The following is a 22,406-nucleotide window of genomic DNA, read 5'->3' on the forward strand; positions in this document are numbered from 1 at the left end:
TCGCACACATGACGTGCTTCAACCTCAAGGGAGGCTGGACGCAGTGAAATCCTCGAACCCGGTTCTCACCCGGCTGGGCCAGGCGGCCGATCAGCAGCGGGCCGCCGGGTACGGATATGGTGAGCCGTACCCGACCACGCCGGGCTACGCGGCTCCGCCGGTCGCCCAGGCCATGACGATCGACGACGTGGTCGTCAAGACCGTCGTGCTGCTCGGCATCACCGGCATCTCGGCGATCGCCGCGTGGAACCTGATCCCCGACTCGCTGCAGGGCCCGGCCTGGATCGGCGCCGCCATCGTCGGCCTGGTCCTCGGCCTGATCATCTCGTTCTCGCGGATGGCCAACCCGGCGCTCGTGGTGGCCTACGCGGTGGTCGAGGGCGCCTTCGTCGGCATGGTCAGCAAGGCCTTCGAGTCCTTCTACCACGGCATCGTCCTGCAGGCGGTGGTCGCCACCTTCGGCGTCTTCTTCCTGATGGCCATGCTCTACAAGTCCCGCGTGATCCGGGCGACGCCCCGCTTCACCAAGGGCCTGATCGCCACGATCGGCGGCCTGTTCGCCCTCATGCTGATCAACTTCGTCCTGTCGCTCTTCGGCGTGAACACCGGCATCCGCGACAACGGCCTGATCGGCATCCTGTTCAGCGTCGTCTGCATCGTGGTCGCGTCGCTGAGCTTCATCCTCGACTTCGACCAGATCGAGCAGGGCGTCCGCATGGGCCTCCCGCAGCGTTACTCGTGGACGTGCGCGTTCGGCATCCTGGTTGGCCTGATCTGGCTGTACCTCGAGATCCTGCGTCTGCTGAGCTACTTGCAGGGCAGCAGCCGAGACTAGTAGTCCCCTCGCCGTTGCACCCCGGCGCCCGGGTCGTCCTCCCACGACCCGGGCGCCGTCGTGTTCCCGCCGCGCGCCCGCCCGCCGCAGCGCCGCTTTCGGCGCGGTCGCCGGCGTCGCCGCGCTCCGCTTGCCTCCGGCTCGGTTGCCGGCGTCGCCGCGCTCTGCTTGCCTGCGGCGCGGTTGCCGGCGTCGCCGCGCTCTGCTTGCCTGCGGCGCGGTTGCCGGCGTCGCCGCGCTCTGCTTGCCTGCGGCGCGGTTGCCGGCGTCGCCGCGCTCTGCTTGCCCCGGGTTCGGTTGCCGGCGTCCTCGCGCGGTCTCCCTCGGCCTCGGTGGCGACGGCTACGCTCGGCGCGTGACCGATTTCGCGACCTCGATCGAGCGCCTACTCACCCAGGTGCGCCACTGGGAGCAGCCGCGCTGGCGGGGTCACCGATCCGACCAGACCTTCGCCTTGGCACAGTTGCTGGCCGACCTGGCCGCCGACGCCGAGGGCCGCCCCCGTCGCCCCCTCCCACGCGAGCACGACATGGTCCTCCCCGACCAGCTCCGAGTCCTCGCCGACGACCTCTTGGCCGCCGCCCCGCCGCCACCGGTCCTGGCCGAGGCGGCAGAGGCCGTAGAAAACCTCCGCGCCGCCCTCTAACCACCACACGCCCCGCTTCGCTACGCCCCCCGCCGACCGCGCCTGCCCGCCCGCGCCGCCTGCCCGACCGCGCCTGCTCGCCCCGCTTGCTCGCCCGCGTCCGCCCGCCCGCGCCCCGCAGGGCTCGTTTGGGTGCTGGCGCCCGGCTCCCTGCTGCGATCTTGATAGGTTCCGTGACCCGTTGCGCTGCGAGTTATCAAGGTCGGCCGGGAGGTTGAACGCCTACGGCTGCCCGGTCGCGCCGGCGCCCGCCCGCGCCTGCCCGCACGCGCGAGGGGGCTGCTGCTGCTCGGCTCACCCGCAATCTTGATGAGATGGGTGGCCCGCTGCGCTGCCAATCATCAAATTGCCGGGATGCTGGGCGCCCACGCTCGCGCGGCCCCTTCCAGCCCGCGATGTTGATGATTTCGGCTGGTCGTCTCGCTGGGAGTCATCAACATCGGCGAGAGCGAGAGCGGGCGAACGGCGAGCGCGGGGCCGGCGTGACCCTCGAGAGGGCGGGGTGACGGGGGAAGCGACGGACGGGCAATGAAAACCGCCGAGCCCGGCCGCTCGTGGCAGACCGAACCCGGCGGAAAACCGCGGAGCGTCAGCAGCTCAGCTCAGGCGCTCCAGGACCATCGCCATGCCCTGGCCGCCGCCTACGCACATCGTCTCGAGGCCGATGCTCTTGTCGTGCCAGTCGAGGGAGTTCAGCAGCGTGCCGGTGATGCGGGCGCCGGTCATGCCGAAGGGGTGGCCGACCGCGATCGCGCCGCCGTTGACGTTCAGCTTCTCGATCGGGATGCCAAGGTCCTGGTACGACGGGATGACCTGGGCCGCGAACGCCTCGTTGATCTCGACCAGGTCGACGTCGGCCATGGTCATGCCGGCGCGCGACAGGGCCTGCTTCGACGCCTCCACCGGGCCCAGGCCCATGATCTCGGGGGAGAGGGCGGTGACGCCGGTCGAGACGATCCGGGCCAGCGGCGTGATGCCCAGCTCGCGGGCCTTGGTGTCGCTCATGATGACCACGGCCGCGGCGCCGTCGTTGAGCGGGCAGCAGTTGCCGGCCGTGACCCGGCCGTCGGGGCGGAACACCGGCTTGAGGCCGGACACGCCCTCGATGGTGACGCCGGGGCGGGGGCCGTCGTCCTTCGACACGACGGTGCCGTCGGGCAGCGTCACGGGCGTGATCTCGCGGTCCCAGAAGCCGTCGGCGATGGCCTTCTCGGCGAGGTTCTGACTGCGTACGCCGAACTCGTCCATCTCCTCGCGCGAGATGCCCTTGATCTGCGCCAGGTTCTCGGCGGTCTGACCCATTGCGATGTAAATGTCCGGAACGTCGCCATCGTCGCGCGGGTCGTGCCAGGTGCGGCCGCCCTGGGCGAACGAAGCGGTCCGCTCCTGGGCGGAAGCGAAGAACGGGTTCTCCCAGCCGCCGCCGACGAGCTCCTGCGCGGCCGACGGAAGCCCATCGGAGCTGCCTCGCGCGTGCCGGGAAACGGTTTCGACGCCGGCCGAGACGAAGATGTCGCCCTCGCCCGCCTTGATCGCATGGAAGGCCATGCGGCTGGTCTGCAGCGAGGATGAGCAGTACCGGGTGATCGTGGCGCCGGGGAGGCCGTCGAGGCCGAGCTTGGTGGCGACGACGCGGGCCATGTTGAAGCCCTGCTCACCGCCGGGCAGGCCGCAACCGAGGTAGAGGTCCTCGATCAGGGTGCGGTCGAGCTGCGGCACCTTCTTCAGCGCCGCGTCGACGATCGTGGTGGCGAGGTCGTCGGGACGCAGATCCTTCAGCGATCCCTTGACGGCGCGGCCGATCGGGGAGCGGGCGGTGGCGACGATGACAGCTTCCGGCATGTCCCCACGTTAACCGGTCAGTAACATGCCGTGCGAGTGCAACTTCGTCACAGCGGGCTGAGAGCTGCCTTGGCGACCGCCGGATACAGCGCGTGGGCCCAGACCCGGTAGCCGTCGGCCGAGGGGTGGAAGCCGTCGTAGCAGAACGTGCCGGCGTCGGCCCGGAACACGGCGCCGGTCTCCTCGGCCAGGTCGACCACCGCGCCGCCGGCCGCCTGCACCGCCTTGATCTGCGCTTTCGCCATCCGGCGGCCCATCAGGCCGGCCACCTGGCGCAGCGGCGGCGCGATCGCCCGCAGCGCGCCGAGGTCGGGGCAGGTGCCGACGACCACCCGTACGCCCGCGTCCCGCAGCCGGCGCACGGCCTGCCCGAGCAGCTCGGCCGACTCCTCGGGGCTGCGCATGCTGGTCGCGTCGTGCGCGCCGATCAGCACCACGGCCACGTCCGGCCGGTCGCCGAGCAGCGCGCGGGCGACCTGGGTCGCCAGGTCGGCGGAGCGGGAGCCGGCCACGCCCACGCTCGACAGCAGCACGTGCCGCTCGCCGGTCTCGGGCGTGCCCTCGGCGAGCAGCCGCGCGAGCTGGCCGCCGACCGTCTCGGAGAGCCACTCGACGCCGACGCCGATCGCGGCCGAGTCGCCGAGCAGCACCAGCCGCAGGGTGGGCGCCGAGACCTTGCCCATCGACGTGCGCAGGGCCAGGCCCATGGTCGGCTTCGCGTAGCGCCGCGCCTTGGCCGCCAGCACCTCGCCGGCCAGAAGCGCCATGCCACCCACCGCGCCGGCGAGCAGACCGGTGGCCGCCGCCTTGCCGATCCGTGCGTTCAGCCCCGCCATCTCTCGCCTCCCTGCCTGACCCCCGGCCTAATGATCCGCTGGGGTCCACCCTACGGCTCCGGTCGCGGAAGGGCCGCTCGGAACCGGTGCCTTGTGCCCGAACCAGGTGCGCGGCTCGCCGAACCACGGATGCCGCCGGAGGGTGGCGCGGCGCCCGTCCGGCTTGGCCGGACTGACCTCGGTGCCGGCCGCGCGTACGGCCTCCTGCGCCGCGGTTTCGAGATCACCCACCGCCGCCACCGGTCGTTCCTCTTCGCCCAGCAGTGCCAGCAACGTCGGCAGCACCACCGACGCCGCCCGCGCATAGCCCTCGGCCGACGGGTGGAAGTGGTCGGAGCTGAACATCCGCACCGGGTCCGCCTCGAACATCGGGCCGAGCAAATTGCCGATCGACACCGTACGCCCGCCGGCCGCGACCACCGCGACAGTTTGTGCGGCGGCCAGATCGCGGCTCCACTTGCGGGCGAGCCAGCGCAGCGGTGGCTTGATCGGCTGGATCGCGCCGATGTCGGGACAGGTGCCGACCACGACCCGGCAGCCGGCCTCGCGCAGCCGTCGCACCGAGTCGCCGAGGTAGCGCACGGCCTGCTCCCGGGCCGAGAAGTGGGTGACGTCGTTGCCGCCGATGAGGATCACCGCGACGTCCGGCTCGTACTCGAGCGCGGCGTCCACCTGATACGGCAGGCCGGAGGACATCGAGCCGACCACGGCTACCCGGTAGAGGCGTACCGGGCGGCGGAGGCGGCGCGACACGCCGGTCGCGAGCAGGGCGCCGGGTGTCTCGCGGGGACGGTGCACGCCGTACCCGGCCGCCGAGGAATCGCCGAGAATGACCATGGTGATCGGCTTGCCGCCGAACTTCGCCCCGTAGACCCCGTCACCCCGCGGCGGTGGCGCCTCGGCCAGCGGAATCACCCGCCGCGCGTCGGCCGCCTGCCGGAGCAGCAGCCCCGCCGAGCCCGCGGTCAGCACGGCGAGCCCGCCGGTGACGCCGCCGAGGATCTGACCGGCCAGCTTGAGCCGCCGCCAGTCCTCCGCGGTGAACTCGATGCCGCTCACGGGTCCCCCTCCCAGATCCGGCTTGGATTTCGAGGCTAACTCGTACGGGCGAAGGGTAAATCAAAGTCACGTCAGACTTTTGGGCAACGCAATCGTGGCGCGCGCACGTCATGCTGGAGTTGCGGAGAGGGGAAGCGATGGCGAAGACGTTGAAAAGGACGGCGGCGTTCACGGCGCTGGCCAAGCAACTGACGGCCGGTGTCCGGGGCGGTCCCTCGGTGAGCAAACGACTCGCCGCGCTGCCGCGCATGCTCAAGGCGACGGCGAAAGGGGAGTACGACGGAGGTGTCCGCGTCGCGATGATGGCGGCCGCCGCGGCGTACATCGCCTCGCCGATCGACCTCGTTCCCGAGGCGTTCCTGCTGGTCCTGGGTCTCGCCGACGACGCCGTGATGATCACCTGGCTGGCCGGCGCGGTGCTGGCCGAAACCGAGCGCTTCCTGGAGTGGGAGAAGCAGCGGGACCGCGTCGTCGTAATCTAAAGCGTGCGTTACTACGACAACGTCGTCGAGATCATCGGTGACACACCCCTGGTGAAGCTCAATCGCGTCACCGAGGGCATCGAAGCCACGGTGCTGGCCAAGGTCGAGTACTTCAATCCCGGCGGCTCGGTCAAGGACCGGATCGCGCTGCGGATGGTGCTCGACGCGGAGCGGGACGGGATTCTCCGGCCCGGTGGCACCATCGTCGAGCCGACCAGCGGAAACACCGGGGTCGGCCTGGCTCTGGTCGCGCAGCAGCGCGGCTACAAATGCATCTTCGTGTGTCCCGACAAGGTCAGCGAGGACAAGCAGAACGTCCTTCGGGCGTACGGGGCCGAGGTCGTGGTCTGCCCGACCGCGGTGGCCCCCGAGGACCCGCGTTCCTACTACAACGTCTCCGACCGCCTGGCCCGCGAGGTGCCCGGCGCGTGGAAGCCCGATCAGTACAGCAACCCGGCCAACCCGCGCTCCCACTACGAGGAGACCGGTCCCGAGCTGTGGAAGCAGACCGACGGCAAGATCACGCACTTCGTGGCGGGCGTCGGCACGGGCGGCACGATCAGCGGCGTCGGGCGATTTCTCAAAGAACAGGGTCCGGTACGGGTGATCGGCGCCGACCCCGAGGGCTCGGTCTACTCCGGTGGCACCGGCCGGCCGTACCTGGTCGAGGGCGTCGGCGAGGACTTCTGGCCGACCGCGTACGACCGCGACATCTGCGACGACGTCATCGAGGTCTCCGACTCCGACTCGTTCGAGATGACCCGGCGCCTGGCCCGCGAGGAGGGCCTGCTGGTCGGCGGCTCGTGCGGGATGGCGGTGGTCGCCGCGCTCGAGGTGGCCCGCAAGGCCGGCCCCGACGACGTCGTGGTGGTCCTGCTCCCCGACGGCGGCCGCGGCTACCTGTCGAAGATCTTCAACGACGACTGGATGGCACGCTACGGCTTCCTGCGTACGGGCGGCGACGCCCCGACGGTGGCCGACGCGCTGGCGGGCAAGGACGGCCGGATGCCACCGCTGATCCACGTCCACCCGACCGAGACCGTCCGCGACGCGATCGACTACATGCGCGAGTACGGCGTTTCGCAGCTGGCCGTGCTGAAGGCCGAGCCGCCGGTGGTGACCGGCGAGGTGGCCGGCTCGATCGCGGAGAAGGCGCTGATGGACGCGTTGTTCACCGGCCAGGCCCACCTGCACGACACCATAGAGCGCCACATGGGCGACCCGCTGCCGATGATCGGCGGCGGTCAGCCGGTGAGCGAGGCCGTGTCGTTGCTCGAAAAGGCCGACGCCGCAATGGTGTTGATCGACGGCAAGCCGGCTGGGGTTTTGACCAGGCAGGATCTGCTCGCTCATCTGACTTGAGCGGTGTGTCCGCCCGCGGTTGTCTCTTTCGTGGGGTGACCGCGGGCGGATCTCTTCTGCGGCGGTTGGGTGCCGCTTCGCTCGTTCACACTCGCTGGCGCCGTGCGACTGCCGGTCTTGTCCGCCGCGACCACGTTTTACCGGGCTGTCCACTAGCCCCGCGTTCGGCGCCGTGCCGCCGCGGCGGCGCGGCGCTTGTCCACAGGCGCGGTTTGACACCGTGCAGGTGCCGCGCCGCAGTCGCGTCGGCGTCCTTGTCCACAGGCGCGATTTGACACTGTGCAGGTGCCGCGCCGCAGTCGCGTCGGCGTCCTTGTCCACAGGCGCGATTTGACACTGTGCAGACGCCATCCCGCACACTGATTTGTGGCTGGTCGGCCCCCTGGGTGGGTGGGGTGTACCCGGCGGCGCGAAGAATCCTCGGGTCGTCGCGGGTGCGTCGGCCGTGGGGTGTTGGGGCGGCGGGGGCGGCAGGCGCCGTCAGGGATGAGGCCGCGGCGCCAGAGGACAGGCATGATCGAGATGCTCGGTGTGGCTCCGCGATGAAGACTTACCGCTGTTGGTATGCGCTTACTCAACAAGATCGCGCGTGTGTCGGTTTGCCGCGGGCTGGGCTCGTGCCGGCGGCGTCCGGACGGCCCGGTGGTGCCGGTGACATTCGAGCGGCTCGGTGGCATGGAGCGGCGCGGTGGTATTCGAGCGGTGGCATCCGGGCGGTCCGGTGGCATCGGAGCGGATCGGTCATGCGCGGCTGGGTCGGTCATGCGTGGTGAGCTGGCCATGCGCGGCTGGGGCGGTCATGCATGGTGAGCTGGCCATGCGCGACTAGGCGTGACGAGACCCAGATCGAGTAAGCGTTGAAGCCTTCCCGCCCGGCGCCGAGTGCGAAATCAACAGGATCTAGGGGTTGGTGGCCGAAACGGCGCCGGCGACGGTCGGATTGACGGGTCCGGCGCGGACTCCCGATGCCTGCCGAACCGCGGGCGTGCGCGCTCTGCCTACCCACGCTCGCGCGTATCGGTAAGCAGAGCAAAGGGCGCGCCGGTCAGTTCAGCTCGGCCGGCACCGTCACGACGTCTACCAGGGCGTTCTTGCGCAGCAGCGTGATCGGAAGGCTCTTGCCGATCGCGGGACCCAGCATCAGGCGCTGCAGCGCCTGCGTTGTCTGGATGGGCTGGCCGCCGGCCGAGATCAAGACGTCGCCCAGGTAGATGCCGGACGTGCCGGCCGGACTGCTGGGGACGACCTCGACCACGCGCAGCCCGAGCTTCTGGCCCAGGCGCTCGGCCAGCGCGGGCGGTAGCGGCGTGGGGACGCCGGCCACCCCGAGCCAAGCTCGGCGCACGCGGCCCGAGGCGACCAGCTCGCCGATGATGGTGCGGGTGGTGGTGTTGATCGGGACGGCCAGGCCCAGGCCGTAACCGGCGACGGCGGTGTTGATGCCCACGACCGTGCCGGTGGCGTCGGCCAGGGCGCCGCCCGAGTTGCCGGGGTTGAGGGCCGCGTCGGTCTGGATGACGCTGTCGATGATGCGGATGCGGCGGCCGTCGCGGGCCGGCAGGGAACGGCCCAGGCCGGAAACTACGCCGGCGGTGACCGAGCCGGCCAGGCCCATCGGGTTGCCGACGGCCACGACCAGCTGGCCGATCTTGAGGGTGTCGGCGTCGCCGAGAGGGGCGGCCGGCGCGCCGGAGTTGTGGACCCGCACGACGGCGAGGTCGGAGAGGGGGTCGGAGCCGACCACGTCGAACTTCGACTCGGTTCCGTCGGCGAAGGCGGCGGTGCCGCTGGTCGCGCCGGTGATCACGTGGGCGTTGGTGAGCAGGAAGCCGTCGTCGGTGAAGGTGACCGCGGAGCCGGCGCCGGCGCCGCGGGCGGTACGCACCGAGAGGGCGGCGACCGAGGGCAGGAGGCTGGCGGCGACACCCGTCACGACGCGGCTGTAGGCGTCGAGGGCCTCAGCCGGGTCGACGCCCGTGTGTTCGGTATCCATGACGGCCTCAACAACGCCCCGGCGGCACTCGATGCCCTGCCTACGTCCGCCCATGGCGAACAAAAGAGGGCCGGTCACGGATAGTCGCGACAGTCGGACAGAAAGTGCGGCGGGCCGGCCGCCCGGTGCGGTTGTATCTGTCGTACCGGAGGTTGCAGTACAACCCGACGGAGAGTGACGGATGGTCATCGCGGACCCACCGGCCGACATTGTGGACCGGATGCTCTGGCGCGACGCGCAGCAGATGCTCGGGCGCCACGCCGAGGGCGACCACGACGGCAACTGTGTCTGGTGTGGATGGCGCTGGCCGTGCGCCCCCCGCCGGCTGGCCGAGAGGGCGGAGGAAGCGTCCCGCCGTCCATGGCGCGAGGCGTGGACGGCCCGGCACGACCTGAACAGCATCCGGGCGATGCCGGGCCTCAACGGCGACCGGCACGGCGTCCGGGGCTCGCGCACCAACCGCGGCTACTTCGACTGACACAAGTAAATACCAGGCTCGACGTCGTGCCGACAGCTTGACCTCCCCCGGCAGGCCCCGGCTTCCCAGCCCGGCCGACGTCTCCCCGCGGTGACACCGCAGCGCCCCGCCAGCGCCGCGGCATCCCCGCAACAGGACCCGCCCTTGAACTGGTTCAGGACCGGCACGCCTCCGCTGGTCCAGCGCCTCCGGCCAGGCGCGACCCCCGGTTTGGGCGGGGCGGTTGGCGGGAGCGCGTGACCACAGGTTCCCCCGCAATATCTCGGTCGCGCGCTCCCGTCCACCTATAGTTGGGGCGGTCCAATATGGAGGTGGTGCGACCGCCATGTCCGCCCCGGCGCAACTACCCCCTGACATCGCGTCGTTTACCGGACGTACGCAGGAGCTGGCCACACTGAGCGAGCCGGCCGCCGTCACGGTGATCTCCGGTCCGCCCGGCTGCGGAAAGAGCGCTCTCGCGGTCCATGGGGCGAGGGCAATCAACTATCAAACTAGTCTATATGTGGATTTACGGGGCTTCGGTGGCGCCGAGCCGCGCGAGCCCGCCGACGTCCTTCGCCTCCTGCTCGAATCACTGGGCGTGACCCCCGACCGGATGCCCGCCGACATCGACGGCCGGCAGGCGCTGTGGCGGGGCGAGACCGCCGACCGCCGGCTTCTCCTGCTGCTCGACAACGCCCGCGACGACGACCAAGTGCTGCCTCTGCTGCCGACCGGCGCCGAGACCAGGACGATCGTGACCAGCCGGCGGCGGTTGACCGGCCTGGTCGCCGCGGTCGGCGCCCGCCCGATCGCGCTCGACGGACTGCCCGAGGCCGAGGCGATCGAGCTCTTCCAGCGGCGGGTGGGCACCCTCGCCGCCACCTCGGCCGTCGACATCGTGCGGGCCTGCGGCGGCCTTCCGCTCGCGGTGACCCTGGCCGCCGCCCGGGTGCGCACCTCCGGGCATCCGCTGGCCGCGCTCGCCGCGCTGACCGCCGAGCTGCGCCGCCCGTCCCGGCGCCTGGAGGCCCTGGACGACCTGCGTGCGGTCTTCTCCTGGTCGTACCACGGTCTCAGCCCGGAAGCCGCCCGTCTCTTCCGGCTTCTCGGCCTGGTCGCGGCCCCCGACATCGCGCTCGCCGCGGCCTCGGCGCTGATCGGTCGCCCACCCGCGGAGACCAATCGCCTGCTGCGCGAGCTCACCGAGACGGCACTCCTGGCCGAGCCCAGCCCCGGGCGTTTCCACCTTCAAGATCTTTTGCGCGCGTACGCCGGGGAGCTCGCCCGCCGGCACGACCCTTCACCCGAGCGGCGGGCCGCCCTGACCAGGCTGCTCGACCACTACACGCACACCGCGTACCAGGCCGATCTGGTGCTCAACCCGAGCCGGGCCCCGATCCCGATGACGCTGGGCGAGCCCGCCGACGACGCGCGGCCGAGTCCCCTCGGCGACATGAAGGCGGCGCTGACCTGGCTCACCGGGGAGCGGGAGACGCTGCTGGCCGCCGTCCGGCAGGCGCGCGACGAGGGCCTCGACACCCAGGCCTGGCAGCTGAGCTGGGCGCTCGACTCCTTCCTGAACGAGGAGCGCCGCTGGGACGACGAGGGGGCGGCCTGGGCGGTGGCGCTCGACGCGGCGACCACTCTCGCCGACGGGCCGGCGCTGGCGTACGCGTACTCGTTCCTCGCCGTCGCCGACGCCCGCCGTCAGCGCTTCGCCGAGGCCCAGCTGCACATGAGCCGCGCCCTGGGCCTGGTCGAGGAGGCGGGCGACGTCGCCGGGACGGCCGAGTGCCGATTCATCCTGTCCTATCTGTGGTGGCTGCAGGGCGATCAGCAGCGCGCGCTGGCCGAGGCCGAGACGTCGCTCGAGTTGTTCGGCTCGCTCGGCGACGCGATCTGGGAGGGCAAGGCCGCGCTCGCCGTCGGCTGGTACCACGCGCAGCGCGGCGACAACCGCACGGCGCTGCCCTACTTCAACCGGGCCGTGACGTTGCAGCGCGCGGCCGGCGACCGGGAGAACGAGTCGGTCACCCGGGACAGCCTCGGCCTGCTCCACCTGGTGACCGGCGAGCACGACGAGGCGGCCCGGCAGTTCGAGGAGGGGCTGCGGCTCTCCCGGCGCACCGGCAACCCCGCCGTCGAGGCGCAGATCCTCGGGCACCTCGGTGACCTCTACGAGACGCTCGGCGATCAGGAGACGGCGGGCGAGCGCTGGCGGGAGGCGTACGAGATCCTCGCCGATCTCGGGCACCCGCAGGCCGCCGCCGTCCGCGGCAAGCTCACCCCGGTCTCCAAGCCGGACGCGCCCGGGATCCGCTCGCACCGCCTGCGTCGCGGATTGTCGCAGGAGGACCTGGCCGAGCGCACCGGGCTGAGCGTGCGCACGATCCGCAACCTCGAGTCGGGCCGCGGCGGACGGCCCCGCCCGGAGACCGCCCGCCTGCTGGCCGACGCGTTCGGCCTCGAGGGCGACGAGCGGGAACGGTTCCACCTGGAGCTGTCGGGCTGATTTGCCGGTGCCTTTGCCGGTCCGCTGCCTGTGCCGTCCCGGCGCCGCCCCGCACCATGAGAGCAGAGGGAACACGGGGGAGTGTCCGGGTGGAGACTGGGGGCCACCCGGACAGCAATCAGCCCAGCTCGCGGCCGTAACGCACCTGCGGCACCGGCTCGCCCCCGATCGCCTCGACCCGGGTCGCGCCGTCCGCCTGCCAGCCCGCCTTCTCGTAGAAGCGGCGCGCCCGCTCGTTCTCGGCGAGCACCCACAACACGGCCCGGTCGCCGCCGAGCCCGGTCAGCTGGGTCCATGCGTTCTCCATGAGCAGCCGCCCCACGCCCGTGCCGACCAGCACCGGATCGACGTGGATCGCGTACAGCTCGACGGCGCCCTCGGTCTCGCTCGGACCGACGTAGGTGAAGCCGACGACCCGGTCGAACTGCTCGGCGACGGTCAGCCGATGCGTGTCGCGCTCCCACTTCCAGCGCTCGGTCCACCACTCGGCGAGGGCGGCGGCCGACAGTGACGCGAGGGTCTCGGCCGAGAGGATGTGCGCATAGGCGTCGGCGCGCGATCGGAAATGCAGCGCCCCGACCGCCAAAAGATCAGAGTCCGCGCCCGTACGCAGCAAAGCAGTCATCACCGGACTTTAGCGACCGGGTCGCGTGCCGAGATCAGATCGTGGACACTCTCGGCTAACGGGGGTGCTCAATGGACGGTTTCGTGCGGCTGTTCGTGGATTACTGCCAATACCTGGTGGTCACCGCGCCCGGGCGCGACGCGTTGGAGATCTACACCGTCGGCGACGATCTCGTGCACGTCGGCGGGCCGGCCCGGTTGACGGCCTTCGCCGGCAACCACACCGGCCACATCGAGATCCGGGTGGTGACCGCCGGCGCGCCGCCGGCCACGCCGGACGACGACGAGTGGGACGCGGTCAGCGAGGCGACCCTGTGGTGCCCGACCGGCACGTTCTCGGTGCGGGGCCTGATGGGCGGCAGCGCCGACGGCCTCACCGATGTGCCGGTGAGCCGCCCCGGGCTGATCCGGGTGCGGGTGCGGGCGCGCAACCGCCTGCACGAGACCGTACGCACCGAGGACGACCCGCCCGAGCAGCACGAGCTGTGGGTGTGGCCGGTCGCCGAGGAGCCCGGCCTGCTGACGCTGCGCGACGACGGCGCCCGTGGCGGTTGGTCGCCCCGACCGGCCAAGGCCGCCGAGTGGGCGATGCTGGGCCTGGTCGCCGCCGGCCCGCCCGAGCCCGACCACCGCGCCCGGGCGACCGTAGTCCGCCGGCGGCCGCTGCCCCTGGCCGCCGCCAAGGCCCTGCTGGCCGACCCCGCCGCCGCCCTGACCACGCCGGCCGCGCCCGCCGCCGGCCGCGGTTCCGATCGCGCGCCCGGTCCTGAGCACCCGGCTTCCGATCGGCCGGCTTCTGAGCGTCCGCCCGCCGCCGATCACGCTCTGTCGGCCGGTGAGCTGGAGATCCGCCTGCGCACGGTCGCCGAAGGCATGCGCACGCGCACGCTGGCCTGGCGCTGGGCCGCCCGTCGGCAGCAACCGGACGCGCGGCCCGACGGCGAGCCGGCCACGCGGCCCGACGATGAGCCGGCCGCGCTGCCCGATGACGAGCCGACCGCCGTGCGGCTGCGCATCGACGACGACGGCGCCGGGGCCGCCGACCTGACCGTCCGGCACGAGGAGGTTCCGGCCCGCGACGCGATCGCGCTCGGCCTGATCTGGGACCACGTGCTCGACCGCCTGGCCGCCCCCGCCGACGACCCGCCCGCCTGGGACGCCGCCCTGCGGAACCGCGAGTCACCGCCTGGCTGATCAGAAATCACCGGGCCTCCCGCCGGGGCGGCAGGGGGATGCGGGTCAGGTCCTCCGCCAGCACGATCGTGCCGCCGAACTCGGCCTTTGCCTCGTCGAGGTAGCGCTGCGGGTCCTGGTAACGCTGGGAGAAGTGGGTCAGCACCAGGGTGCGGACGCCCGACTCGCGGGCGACCCGGGCGGCCTGGGCCGCGGTCAGGTGGCCGACCAGGCGGGCCATCTCGGCGTCCTCGGTGAGGAACGTCGACTCGATCACCAGCATGTCGACGTTCGCGGCCAGGGCGTAGACGTTGTCGCACAGGCCGGTGTCCATGATGAAGGCGAAGCTCTGGCCCGGCCGCACCGTGCTCACCTGGTCGAGCGTCACGTCGCCGAGGCGGCCGGCGCGCTGCAGCTCACCCACGGCCGGTCCGGCGATGCCGTGCTCGGCCAGCAGCCCCGGAACCATCCGGCGCGCCTCCGGTTCGTCGAGGCGGTACCCGTACGTGGGCAGGGAATGCCAGAGCGGCAGCGCGGTGAGCCGCCCCGCCGAGGTCTCGGTCGCGAAGCTCGCGCCGCTCACCGGCGAGGCCACGATGTCGGCGTTGTCCCAGTAGCTGGTGGCGTGCCGGAGCCGGTCGTAGAACTCCTGGCCCTCGGCCGGATAGTGCACGGCGACCGGGTGCGGCACCTTGTCGAGCGAGATGCGCTGGAGGATGCCGGGCAGGCCGAGGCTGTGATCACCGTGGAAGTGGGTGATGCAGATGCGCTTGATCGGGGTGACGGCGAGGCCGGCCATCAGCATCTGGCGCTGGGTGCCCTCGCCGGGATCGAAGAGGATCACCTCGTCGTCCCAGCGCAGGAGGTAGCCGTTGTGGTTGCGGTGTCGCGTCGGCACCTGGCTCGCGGTGCCGAGAATGGCCAGCTCACGCATCAACGGACTCCAGAAACGGGTCGACCCCCGGGGAGGTTTCCACGCTGCTTCCCACATAAGAAGGCGCGTGGTCCGGTCGGACAAGGCCGGATCCCCGGGGGTCGGGTGGCTGCCTGGTATTCGCCGAACCGCTGCCACACGGTCTCGACGTCTTTCAAACAGAACGAAGCTGTCGAGGACAGCGGCTAGCGGACAGCCACCTCACGAGTCCCGTTGGTATACAACTTCGGACCACCTCCCTTCACGTGTACGGCCACGTTATCCAGGGTCGGGGCAGGTTGCCAACGCTTTTAATATCACTAGAGCCGCGGGAATACCCGAGGGGACATTTCGGTACCTTCCACCGCGAGCGACGCCGGACCCACGATCAGCGGGTCGGGGCGGCCGACCACCTCGTCGTCCTTGTTCTCGTAGTCGAAGCGGCTCAGCACGTGCCGCATCGCCTCGAGCCGGGCCCGCTTCTTGTCGTTGCTCTTCACGACCGTCCACGGCGCGTCCGCGGTGTCGGTGTAGAAGAACATCGCCTCCTTGGCCTCGGTGTAGTCGCCCCACTTGTCGAGCGATTGAAGATCCATGGGCGAGAGCTTCCATTGCCGTACGGGATCGACCTGCCGGATGGCGAAGCGGGTGCGCTGTTCCCCCTGGGTCACCGAGAACCAGAACTTGACCAGGTGCACGCCCGAGCGCACCAGCATCCGCTCGAGCTCCGGGGTCTGGCGCATGAACTCGAGGTACTCGGCGCGGGTGCAGAAGCCCATGACCCGCTCGACGCCGGCCCGGTTGTACCAGGAACGGTCGAACAGCACGATCTCGCCGGCGGCCGGCAGATGGCTGATGTAGCGCTGGTAGTACCACTGCGTGCTCTCGCGCTCGCTCGGCTTCTCCAGGGCCACCACCGACGCCCCGCGCGGGTTGAGGTGCTCCATGAAGCGCTTGATCGTGCCGCCCTTGCCGGCCGCGTCCCGCCCCTCGAACAGCACCACCAGCCGCTCGCCCGTGCTCTTGCACCAGTTCTGCAGCTTCAGCAGCTCGATCTGCAACAGCCGCTTCTCGTGGTCGTACTGCTGGCGGGACATCCGCTCGTCGTACGGGTAGTCCTCGCGCCAGGTGTCGACGGGCGAGCCGTCCGCGTTGAGCAGCACCGGGTCGTCATCGTCGTCGTCCGCGACGCGGTAGCCCTCGAGTGCCGTGATCGGCCCGTCGTACGGCTCCGTGGTCTGTTCGTCCTGGTACTCCGCCTCGGCCTGCATGGCCCTCTTCATACCCCGATCAAATGAACGTCAGCCCATCCAGCGACGAAGCTTCTTCTTTCGCGAGGTCTCCACCACCACCGGCAGCTCAGCGTAGGTGTCCTTGCCGATCTGCTCCTGCCGCGCCCACAGCACGCCGAACCAGAAGCTGTCCGGCCCGAGCTCCCGCAGCAGCTCGCGGGCGACCACCGAGTCCTGGTGGGCGCCGAGCACGTCCTGCAGGTCGGTCAGGGCGTTGACCAGGCCTTTGCCCCGCTTCCCGGCGGCCGGGGCGAAAACCTCGACGGCATAACGGGCTTTCTTGTACGCCTTGCGCGCCTCGTGGAGCTCGGCGTCCTCCCCGTCGGCGAGGGCCTGATCGAGCAGCGCGTCGGCCTTGCGCAGGCTCTTGCGGGCCCGGCGCCGTGGGTCGGGCTCGCCGGTGCCGGGCAGTGACGCCAACCGGTCGACCCGGTCGAGCAGCGCGAGGTATCGCTCGCTCTCCAGCGCGTCGGCCAGCGCCGCGCGACCCTGCGCGACCTGCTCGTCGAGGTGCCGGCCGATGCGGGCCGCGACCTCGGTGAACTGCGGGCCGGACCGCTCGACGCCGGACAGCAGCTTGTTCTTCTGCACCTGGCCGTCGCGTACCTGGCCGAGCAGGTCGGCGAGCCACTTGAGCTCGTCGCCGACCTCCTCGAAGCCGGGGAACGAGCGCTTGAACGTCTTCAGGGTGCTGCGCAGGCGCCGGGTGGCGACACGCATCTTGTGCACCGACTCCGGATCGCCCTGCCGGACACCCGGGTCGTACTCGGTGAGGGCGTCGCGCTGCTGCCGGGCGTACGCGAAGACGGGGTTGATCTTTTTGCCCTTGCCCTGGTCCTCGGCCGGGGTCGTGCCGGGCAGCCGGCCGTTCAGCGCGCGAGCGACCTTGGAGGGCCCGGCCGCCGGCGTGGCGCCCGCCGTGCGCAGGCGGCGCTCGACCGCATCGAGCAGCGCCTCGTCGCCGTCGACCAGCTCGACCTCGATCTCCTGCCAGTGCTGCTCGGTGCCGTCGGTCTCGGCCGTCACCTGATCCTGCGCGACCAGGGCGAGCGTGTTCCCGTCGGCGTCCCGCAGCGGCGTCTCGATGCGGCGGGTGCGCAGGCGGGCGACCGGCTTGAGCGGCCTGCGCCGGATGATCGCCCGGACCTGCCCGCGCAGCTCGGCCGGCACGGTGTTCTGGTCGCCGTTCTGGTCGCTGCTCTGCTCGCCGTCCCGGTCGCCGTTCAGCGGCAGCCGATGCTCGGTGCGGCTGCCGCCGGTGCCCGGGGTCTTGAGATGCCAGCCGGCGTCGCCGCCACCGGTACGCCGCCGCAACGTCCGGCGGTTTTGCATCAAGGTGAGCTCGTCGGTGTCGAAGTAGGTGGCGTCCAGATCGTGCGTCTCGGCCGGGGCGGCGTCCCGGATGCCGGCCGTGCCCACCAGCGAAGGCATGACGAAGTCCGCGGGAACATCGTATTTACGCTCTGTTTCGCGGGCGATCTCCATACGTTCATGGTGCCCGACGGAAGGCCGCGCACACAGACCAATCGATTGGCAGCTTCTGCACAGCTTCGTCTCAGGTCGGCCTGGCAGTGTGGGAGGCCGGTTTCGTCAGGAGGTCCTCATGGAGAAGTCCGAGACGCGACGGGTCTCGCTCGCCGGGCTCGGCCTGATCAGTGCGGGAGCGGTGCTGGGCATCGCGCTCGCGACCCCGGCGTCGGCGGCCACGCCCGACGGCCCCCGCTCGCCCAAACCACCGGCGTCCCCCGTCGTCGAAATCGCGGATCAGCAGGAGTAACGAGCCCTACCGGAATGTGCTCCGGCTGCGCAGATAGAGCGCCCGCGAGTAACTTGCCGTGGCGGCGCCGTAATACATCGTCGCGAGGCCGACGTGGAAGCTGTTGTCGGTCAGTGCGTTCTTCGAGTTGGCCGACGCCGCCCACCGGATCTCCGCATCCGAGGCGCTGATTCCCTTGCGCTCGCAGCGCAGCCGATTCATCTCCTTCCCGAGCTTCCAGGTCTCGAGCGCGGCCTCGGCCTGGCGCATCATCGCGCGGGCCTGGTCGGAGAGCGATTCGGCGAGAGCCCACGCGGCTCGCTCTTCTTCGCTGTTGAAGGATGGCATGGCGCACCTCCCGGCTAGCAGCGTCGATCTCCAGTGTGCGCAGCATGTCGGGACATGTCGATCTTTTTCAGCCGCTCGCGTGAAATGCGTACGCATTCACAGCGGTTTCCCCGGACGCATGTCGTCTCGGTTCATTCCGTCGGGGTGATGCCCCGGAAACGGCCGGCATTGGATTCTTCTCCGATGCCGGCCGGCCCCGGTCGAAGATGCGTGGATGCGGGGGGCTGCCCGTTGTGGGCCCTGCGACGGCGAGGACGACATGAGCGAGCAGCTGAAAGCCGGCCCGGGACAGCACTCGGCCGGGGACCGTGCCACGCGGCCGAAGCGCGAGCGCTCGGTCTCGATACTGGAGGGGATCCGGCCGTACCGGCGGGGCTGGTTGCGAGCCGACATCATCGCCGGGATCACCCTGGCGGCACTGGCCATCCCCGAGACCATGGGCTACACCAAGATCGCCGGGATGCCGGTGATCACCGGCCTGTACACCATCCTGATCCCCATCGTCGCCTTCGCGTTCCTCGGGTCGTCGCGGCATCTGGTGGTCGGGGCGGACTCGGCCACCGCCGCGATCATGTTCGCCGGGATCACCGGCCTCGGGATCGGCGGACTACAGCCGGCGACGCCGCAATGGGTCTCGCTGGCCGGGCTCAGCGCTCTGCTGGCCGGTGGACTGCTGTGGCTTGCCCGGCTGGCGCGCCTGGGCTTCTTGGCCGACTTTCTCTCGCGAACGGTGCTGATCGGTTTCCTGACCGGGGTCGGGGTCCAGGTCGCCACCGGCCAGGTGGGCGGAATGCTCGAGATACCCAAGCAGACCTCAGAGGTGCCGTTCTTCAGCGGCAACCTGATCGAGTTCTTCAAGACCCTGGGCCACATCGGTCAGGCCTCCGGACCAACGGCCCTGGTGTCGGCCTCGGTGCTGGCCGTGCTGATCGTCTTCGAACGATGGATCAAGGCGATCCCGGGCGGGCTGGTGGCGGTCATCGGCGCGATCGTGGCCAGTTGGGCACTCGACTTGCAGGCCGACGGCGTCTCCATTCTCGGTCCGGTCCCCAGCGGCCTGCCCAGCATCGGGTTGCCGAGCGGGGTGACCTGGCACGAGGCTGCGGGACTGCTGCCGGTCGCGTTCTCGATGTTCCTGGTGATTCTCGCCCAGAGCGCGGCGACTTCGCGCGCCTACGCGGTCAAGTACAACGAACGCTTCACCGAGAACACCGATCTCATCGGCCTCGGCCTGGCCAACGTCACGGCCGGACTGAGCGGGACCTTCGTCGTCAACGGCAGCCCGACCAAGACCGAGATGGTCGACGAGGCCAAGAGCCGCACCCAGGTCGCCCAGCTCACGACCGCGGTCGTGGTCGCGCTCGTGCTGCTGTTCCTGACCAAGCCGCTGCAGTACCTGCCGAACGCGGTGCTCTCGTCGGTGGTGTTCCTGATCGGGGCGAAGCTGATCGCTATCCGGCCCATGCGGTCGATCTACCGCCTGCGCCGCGACGAGTTCTGGGTGGCGCTGCTGACGGCTGTCGTCGTGGTTGCCCTCGGCGTCGAGCAGGGCATCATCCTGGCCATCGTCCTGTCCCTGGTCGTGCACGTCCGACGCCACTACGCGCCGCACGACGCGGTGGTGCGCTTCGACAGCAAGGGACGGCTCGAACTGGCCAAGCCCACGCCCGGCACCGTCACCGAGCCGGGCCTGGTCATCTACCGGTTCGGCGTCGGCATCTTCTACGCCAACGCCGAACGTCTCTCCCAAGAAATCATGGCCCTGGTGAACGTCCCGGACCCGCCGCGATGGTTCGTCCTCTACGCCGACGCCATCGACGACATCGACTACACCGGCGCGCAGACCCTGCTGGAATTGGCCGATCACCTCACCGCGCGCGGGATCGTCCTCGCCGTCGCCGGGGCCGGCGACGACCTCCGGCGTGAGCTCGACCGCTTCGGGTTCACCGCCAAGATCGGTCCCGACCGCTACTACGACAGCCTCCACGCCGCACGCGACGCCAGCCGCATCGCCTGACTACTCCGATGGGACCGCTTCACGAGCCGGCCCAAGCATGGTCGGTGCTGACGGCGTGCCGGCCAGCACCGACCGTGGCGCGCGAGCGTCAGTTGGTCCGGGCCACACCGACCGGGCAGGTCATGCCGTTCGGGACAGGGCTTAAGCTATGTGACCCATCGGCGTATGGTCGATGCATGCGTGCTGCGATCTACTGCCGGATCAGCCAAGACAGGGCCGGAGCAGGGCTAGGCGTTGCCCGCCAGGAAGAGGACTGTCGCGCCCTCTGCGAGCGTAGGGGATGGGTGGTCGTCGAGGTCTACCCCGACAACGACGTCAGCGCCTACTCAGGCGCACCACGGCCGGCGTGGTCGCGTCTGCTGGCCGACGTGCGGGCGGGCACCGTCGACGCGATCGTGGGGTGGCATGTCGACCGGCTGACACGGTCGCCGCGGGAGCTGGAAGACGTGATCGACCTCGCCGACAAGTACGGCGTAGAGCTGGCGACGGTCACCGGCGACGTTGACCTCAGTACGCCCACGGGCCGGCTGGTCGCCCGGATGCTCGGCGCTGCTGCCCGGCATGAAGCCGAGCACAAGGCGGAGCGGCAGAAGCGCCAGCGTCGGCAGGCGGCCGAGGCCGGGAGGGTCGCCGGCGGAGGGCACCGGCCGTTCGGCTACGAAGCCGACCGGGTGACGATCGTCCCGGAGGAAGCCGAGATCATCCGGGAATGCGTCCGCCGCGTGCTGGCCATGGAGTCGCTGGCGAGCATCGTCCGCGACCTCACCCAGCGCGGCATCACGACGACCGCCGGGAACAGCTTCAAGGTCACCAGCCTTCGGCAACTCCTCTGCCGGGCGAGGATCAGCGGTCGCCGCGAGCACACCCCCCGGAGCAACTGGGAGACGACGCGTCCGATCATCGGCGACATCGTGGCCGATGCGGTCTGGCCCGGGATCATCACCGCGGATGAGTCCGACCGAGTGCGCGCGATCCTCACGGACCCTGACCGGCAGACCCGCCAGCCGGGCCAGCGCATGAACACCTACCTCCTGACTGGCCTACTCGTGTGCCATTGCGGTGCCCGTCTCGTCGGCCGGCCGCGGTCGGGCGTGCCTCGTTACGTGTGCTCCAACGCCCCTGGCTACGACTCATGCGGCAAGACCGCCACCAACACGGCGCGAACCGATGATCACATCCGAGACCTGGTCATCGTGGCGTTGGACTCGCCCGACTTCATCGAGCGGCTGCGGTCCCGACAGGCCCTCGGATCCGAGGCGTCGGACGCGGTGAAGGACGACGAACTACAGCTCGAAGAACTGGCCCAGCAGTGGGCCAGGAAAGAGATCACCCGGCGAGAGTGGATGGCCGCTCGATTGGTCGTCGAGCAGCGGCTAGAGCGCAACCGGGCTGCCGCGGCACGGGAGTCTCGCCGCCACGTACTCCGCGGCTTCGTCGGCACGCTGGGGGAGATGTACGAGCGCTGGGAACGCCTGAACGTCTCGCAGCGACGTGCAGTGCTCAGCGCCACCTTGCACTCTGTCAAGGTCAACCCGGCAGACCCACGGAAGCGCTGGGATCCAGACCGGTTCGTCCCCGAGTGGATCGCGTAGCTCCGACCTGAGTGACAGCCCGCACAGGGGGCTGTCACTCGCGTTTCCGCAGCTAGACAGTCATCGGGTGACAGCAGTGACGTTAGTGACAGGGGTGACGGAGGGCCAGCCGGCTACGCGGCGGAATCGACAGCGCCGGGTGCTGCATAGCAAAGTGCCGGAATGGTTCGGCCATCGGCGACGTGGTGCAATGTGCGGCCGAGCAAGACGCATCCCATCCGTTCGTACATGCTGATTGCGGTGCGGTCCTTCTCCATGACGTCGAAAACAGCCCGCAGACGACTAGCGGAGGCATAGGCGAGCGCGGCCTCGGCGAGCATTCGCCCGACCCCACGGCCTCGCGCTTTCGGCCCCACAAAAAGCCGGGCAAGTACCGCAATCTCAGACTCGGTGGCACCTGTCCGCGCTACGAGCATCGCCACCGCTGCATCGCCGTTTGGCTCGCATACCGCGGCATGCCCGAGCAGCCCTTTGGGCTCGCTCGCCACGAACGCGGCCATCAGCCCGGCAGGGTACATCCACCCCTCAGCATCGTCGACGCCTTCCACGGGGTATCCGTCTAGGGCGTAGACCTCCCGCAGCAGCGCCGCGCATTCGGGTACGTCCGCGTCGGTCCGGACGCGAATTCGTACGGCATCTTGTTCGCTCGACGGCTCTGTCATGA

General features: G+C 70.5%; 20 protein-coding genes. 10 read left to right on the forward strand and 10 right to left on the reverse strand.

Features of this window, described 5'->3' with window-relative positions:
• Window positions 1-43 precede the first annotated feature (43 nt).
• Both ACQP2F_RS04850 and ACQP2F_RS04855 read left to right on the forward strand, forming a co-directional pair.
• On the forward strand, window positions 44-835 hold the full coding sequence (locus tag ACQP2F_RS04850; protein ID WP_433301003.1) for a Bax inhibitor-1/YccA family protein: 792 nt from the start codon (window positions 44-46) through the stop codon (window positions 833-835).
• Window positions 836-1,190: 355 nt separating this feature from the next.
• The gene (locus ACQP2F_RS04855) at window positions 1,191-1,481 is read left to right on the forward strand and encodes a hypothetical protein (RefSeq protein ID WP_433301005.1); all 291 of its coding nucleotides are present in this window, start codon (window positions 1,191-1,193) and stop codon (window positions 1,479-1,481) included.
• A gap of 597 nt (window positions 1,482-2,078) precedes the next feature.
• On the opposite strand, the gene ACQP2F_RS04860 is transcribed toward ACQP2F_RS04855, so the two are convergent.
• Genes ACQP2F_RS04860 through ACQP2F_RS04870 form a run of 3 tightly spaced genes read right to left on the reverse strand, consistent with a single transcriptional unit; the run spans window position 2,079 to window position 5,218 of the window.
• On the reverse strand, window positions 2,079-3,323 hold the full coding sequence (locus ACQP2F_RS04860) for an acetyl-CoA C-acetyltransferase (RefSeq protein ID WP_433301007.1): 1,245 nt from the start codon (window positions 3,321-3,323) through the stop codon (window positions 2,079-2,081).
• Window positions 3,324-3,370: 47 nt separating this feature from the next.
• The gene (locus ACQP2F_RS04865) at window positions 3,371-4,159 is read right to left on the reverse strand and encodes an SGNH/GDSL hydrolase family protein (RefSeq protein WP_433301009.1); all 789 of its coding nucleotides are present in this window, start codon (window positions 4,157-4,159) and stop codon (window positions 3,371-3,373) included.
• 27 nt (window positions 4,160-4,186) lie between these two features.
• On the reverse strand, window positions 4,187-5,218 hold the full coding sequence (locus ACQP2F_RS04870; RefSeq protein WP_433301011.1) for an SGNH/GDSL hydrolase family protein: 1,032 nt from the start codon (window positions 5,216-5,218) through the stop codon (window positions 4,187-4,189).
• Between the two features lie 137 nt (window positions 5,219-5,355).
• Between ACQP2F_RS04870 and ACQP2F_RS04875 the strand changes: the two genes are divergently transcribed.
• Together ACQP2F_RS04875 and ACQP2F_RS04880 are read left to right on the forward strand one after the other, a co-directional pair.
• Complete coding sequence (locus ACQP2F_RS04875; protein ID WP_433301013.1) at window positions 5,356-5,700, forward strand: YkvA family protein; 345 nt, start codon at window positions 5,356-5,358, stop codon at window positions 5,698-5,700.
• A 3-nt stretch (window positions 5,701-5,703) separates the two neighbouring features.
• Window positions 5,704-7,062: a cystathionine beta-synthase gene (locus ACQP2F_RS04880; RefSeq protein WP_433301015.1), complete on the forward strand. Its 1,359-nt coding sequence runs from the start codon at window positions 5,704-5,706 to the stop codon at window positions 7,060-7,062.
• A gap of 1,045 nt (window positions 7,063-8,107) precedes the next feature.
• On the opposite strand, the gene ACQP2F_RS04885 is transcribed toward ACQP2F_RS04880, so the two are convergent.
• Window positions 8,108-9,055 carry a S1C family serine protease gene (locus tag ACQP2F_RS04885; protein WP_433301017.1) on the reverse strand — a complete coding sequence of 316 codons (948 nt, stop codon included), beginning with the start codon at window positions 9,053-9,055 and terminating at the stop codon, window positions 8,108-8,110.
• A gap of 181 nt (window positions 9,056-9,236) precedes the next feature.
• On the opposite strand from ACQP2F_RS04885, the gene ACQP2F_RS04890 reads away from it, so the two are divergent.
• Complete coding sequence (locus ACQP2F_RS04890) at window positions 9,237-9,533, forward strand: hypothetical protein (protein ID WP_433301019.1); 297 nt, start codon at window positions 9,237-9,239, stop codon at window positions 9,531-9,533.
• Window positions 9,534-9,858: 325 nt separating this feature from the next.
• Window positions 9,859-12,027 carry a tetratricopeptide repeat protein gene (locus ACQP2F_RS04895; protein ID WP_433301021.1) on the forward strand — a complete coding sequence of 723 codons (2,169 nt, stop codon included), beginning with the start codon at window positions 9,859-9,861 and terminating at the stop codon, window positions 12,025-12,027.
• Between the two features lie 118 nt (window positions 12,028-12,145).
• Here the strand turns inward: ACQP2F_RS04895 and ACQP2F_RS04900 are convergent, their stop codons facing one another.
• A complete protein-coding gene (locus ACQP2F_RS04900; protein ID WP_433301023.1) occupies window positions 12,146-12,652 on the reverse strand; it encodes an N-acetyltransferase family protein in 507 nt (168 codons plus the stop codon).
• 71 nt (window positions 12,653-12,723) lie between these two features.
• Between ACQP2F_RS04900 and ACQP2F_RS04905 the strand changes: the two genes are divergently transcribed.
• Window positions 12,724-13,845, forward strand: a complete 1,122-nt coding sequence (locus ACQP2F_RS04905) for a hypothetical protein (protein WP_433301025.1) — start codon at window positions 12,724-12,726, stop codon at window positions 13,843-13,845.
• Window positions 13,846-13,852: 7 nt separating this feature from the next.
• On the opposite strand, the gene ACQP2F_RS04910 is transcribed toward ACQP2F_RS04905, so the two are convergent.
• The 3 genes from ACQP2F_RS04910 to ACQP2F_RS04920 form a co-directional block, all read right to left on the reverse strand.
• Window positions 13,853-14,758 (reverse strand): ribonuclease Z, encoded by a 906-nt coding sequence (locus tag ACQP2F_RS04910; RefSeq protein ID WP_433301027.1) that lies wholly within the window; start codon window positions 14,756-14,758, stop codon window positions 13,853-13,855.
• 299 nt (window positions 14,759-15,057) lie between these two features.
• The gene (ppk2, locus tag ACQP2F_RS04915; protein WP_433301028.1) at window positions 15,058-16,020 is read right to left on the reverse strand and encodes a polyphosphate kinase 2; all 963 of its coding nucleotides are present in this window, start codon (window positions 16,018-16,020) and stop codon (window positions 15,058-15,060) included.
• An 18-nt stretch (window positions 16,021-16,038) separates the two neighbouring features.
• Window positions 16,039-17,460, reverse strand: a complete 1,422-nt coding sequence (locus tag ACQP2F_RS04920) for a CHAD domain-containing protein (RefSeq protein WP_433301030.1) — start codon at window positions 17,458-17,460, stop codon at window positions 16,039-16,041.
• 172 nt (window positions 17,461-17,632) lie between these two features.
• Here ACQP2F_RS04920 and ACQP2F_RS04925 point away from each other — a divergent pair, with 172 nt between their 5' ends.
• Entirely contained in the window at window positions 17,633-17,806 is a 174-nt protein-coding gene (locus ACQP2F_RS04925) for a hypothetical protein (protein ID WP_433301032.1), read from the forward strand.
• A gap of 6 nt (window positions 17,807-17,812) precedes the next feature.
• Here ACQP2F_RS04925 and ACQP2F_RS04930 read toward each other — a convergent pair whose 3' ends face one another.
• On the reverse strand, window positions 17,813-18,133 hold the full coding sequence (locus ACQP2F_RS04930) for a hypothetical protein (RefSeq protein ID WP_433301034.1): 321 nt from the start codon (window positions 18,131-18,133) through the stop codon (window positions 17,813-17,815).
• 259 nt (window positions 18,134-18,392) lie between these two features.
• On the opposite strand from ACQP2F_RS04930, the gene ACQP2F_RS04935 reads away from it, so the two are divergent.
• The gene (locus tag ACQP2F_RS04935; protein WP_433301036.1) at window positions 18,393-20,150 is read left to right on the forward strand and encodes a SulP family inorganic anion transporter; all 1,758 of its coding nucleotides are present in this window, start codon (window positions 18,393-18,395) and stop codon (window positions 20,148-20,150) included.
• A 176-nt stretch (window positions 20,151-20,326) separates the two neighbouring features.
• Window positions 20,327-21,742 carry a recombinase family protein gene (locus ACQP2F_RS04940; protein WP_433301037.1) on the forward strand — a complete coding sequence of 472 codons (1,416 nt, stop codon included), beginning with the start codon at window positions 20,327-20,329 and terminating at the stop codon, window positions 21,740-21,742.
• A 113-nt stretch (window positions 21,743-21,855) separates the two neighbouring features.
• On the opposite strand, the gene ACQP2F_RS04945 is transcribed toward ACQP2F_RS04940, so the two are convergent.
• On the reverse strand, window positions 21,856-22,404 hold the full coding sequence (locus ACQP2F_RS04945) for a GNAT family N-acetyltransferase (protein WP_433301040.1): 549 nt from the start codon (window positions 22,402-22,404) through the stop codon (window positions 21,856-21,858).
• Window positions 22,405-22,406: the final 2 nt, after the last annotated feature.

Origin of the sequence: Actinoplanes sp. CA-030573, assembly GCF_050951115.1 — a bacterium.
Taxonomy (GTDB): Bacteria; Actinomycetota; Actinomycetes; order Mycobacteriales; family Micromonosporaceae; genus Actinoplanes.

Bases quoted from the DNA above. Each gene is read 5' to 3' on its own strand.
- ACQP2F_RS04860 (WP_433301007.1), bottom strand. From the start codon at position 3,323: ATGCCGGAAGCTGTCATCGTCGCCACCGCCCGCTCCCCGATCGGCCGC.
- ACQP2F_RS04865 (WP_433301009.1), bottom strand. From the start codon at position 4,159: ATGGCGGGGCTGAACGCACGGATCGGCAAGGCGGCGGCCACCGGTCTG.
- ACQP2F_RS04875 (WP_433301013.1), top strand. From the start codon at position 5,356: ATGGCGAAGACGTTGAAAAGGACGGCGGCGTTCACGGCGCTGGCCAAG.
- ACQP2F_RS04885 (WP_433301017.1), bottom strand. From the start codon at position 9,055: ATGGATACCGAACACACGGGCGTCGACCCGGCTGAGGCCCTCGACGCC.
- ACQP2F_RS04890 (WP_433301019.1), top strand. From the start codon at position 9,237: ATGGTCATCGCGGACCCACCGGCCGACATTGTGGACCGGATGCTCTGG.
- ACQP2F_RS04895 (WP_433301021.1), top strand. From the start codon at position 9,859: ATGTCCGCCCCGGCGCAACTACCCCCTGACATCGCGTCGTTTACCGGA.
- ACQP2F_RS04900 (WP_433301023.1), bottom strand. From the start codon at position 12,652: ATGACTGCTTTGCTGCGTACGGGCGCGGACTCTGATCTTTTGGCGGTC.
- ACQP2F_RS04905 (WP_433301025.1), top strand. From the start codon at position 12,724: ATGGACGGTTTCGTGCGGCTGTTCGTGGATTACTGCCAATACCTGGTG.
- ACQP2F_RS04910 (WP_433301027.1), bottom strand. From the start codon at position 14,758: ATGCGTGAGCTGGCCATTCTCGGCACCGCGAGCCAGGTGCCGACGCGA.
- ppk2 (WP_433301028.1), bottom strand. From the start codon at position 16,020: ATGAAGAGGGCCATGCAGGCCGAGGCGGAGTACCAGGACGAACAGACC.
- ACQP2F_RS04920 (WP_433301030.1), bottom strand. From the start codon at position 17,460: ATGCCTTCGCTGGTGGGCACGGCCGGCATCCGGGACGCCGCCCCGGCC.
- ACQP2F_RS04925 (WP_433301032.1), top strand. From the start codon at position 17,633: ATGGAGAAGTCCGAGACGCGACGGGTCTCGCTCGCCGGGCTCGGCCTG.
- ACQP2F_RS04930 (WP_433301034.1), bottom strand. From the start codon at position 18,133: ATGCCATCCTTCAACAGCGAAGAAGAGCGAGCCGCGTGGGCTCTCGCC.
- ACQP2F_RS04935 (WP_433301036.1), top strand. From the start codon at position 18,393: ATGAGCGAGCAGCTGAAAGCCGGCCCGGGACAGCACTCGGCCGGGGAC.
- ACQP2F_RS04940 (WP_433301037.1), top strand. From the start codon at position 20,327: ATGCGTGCTGCGATCTACTGCCGGATCAGCCAAGACAGGGCCGGAGCA.
- ACQP2F_RS04945 (WP_433301040.1), bottom strand. From the start codon at position 22,404: ATGACAGAGCCGTCGAGCGAACAAGATGCCGTACGAATTCGCGTCCGG.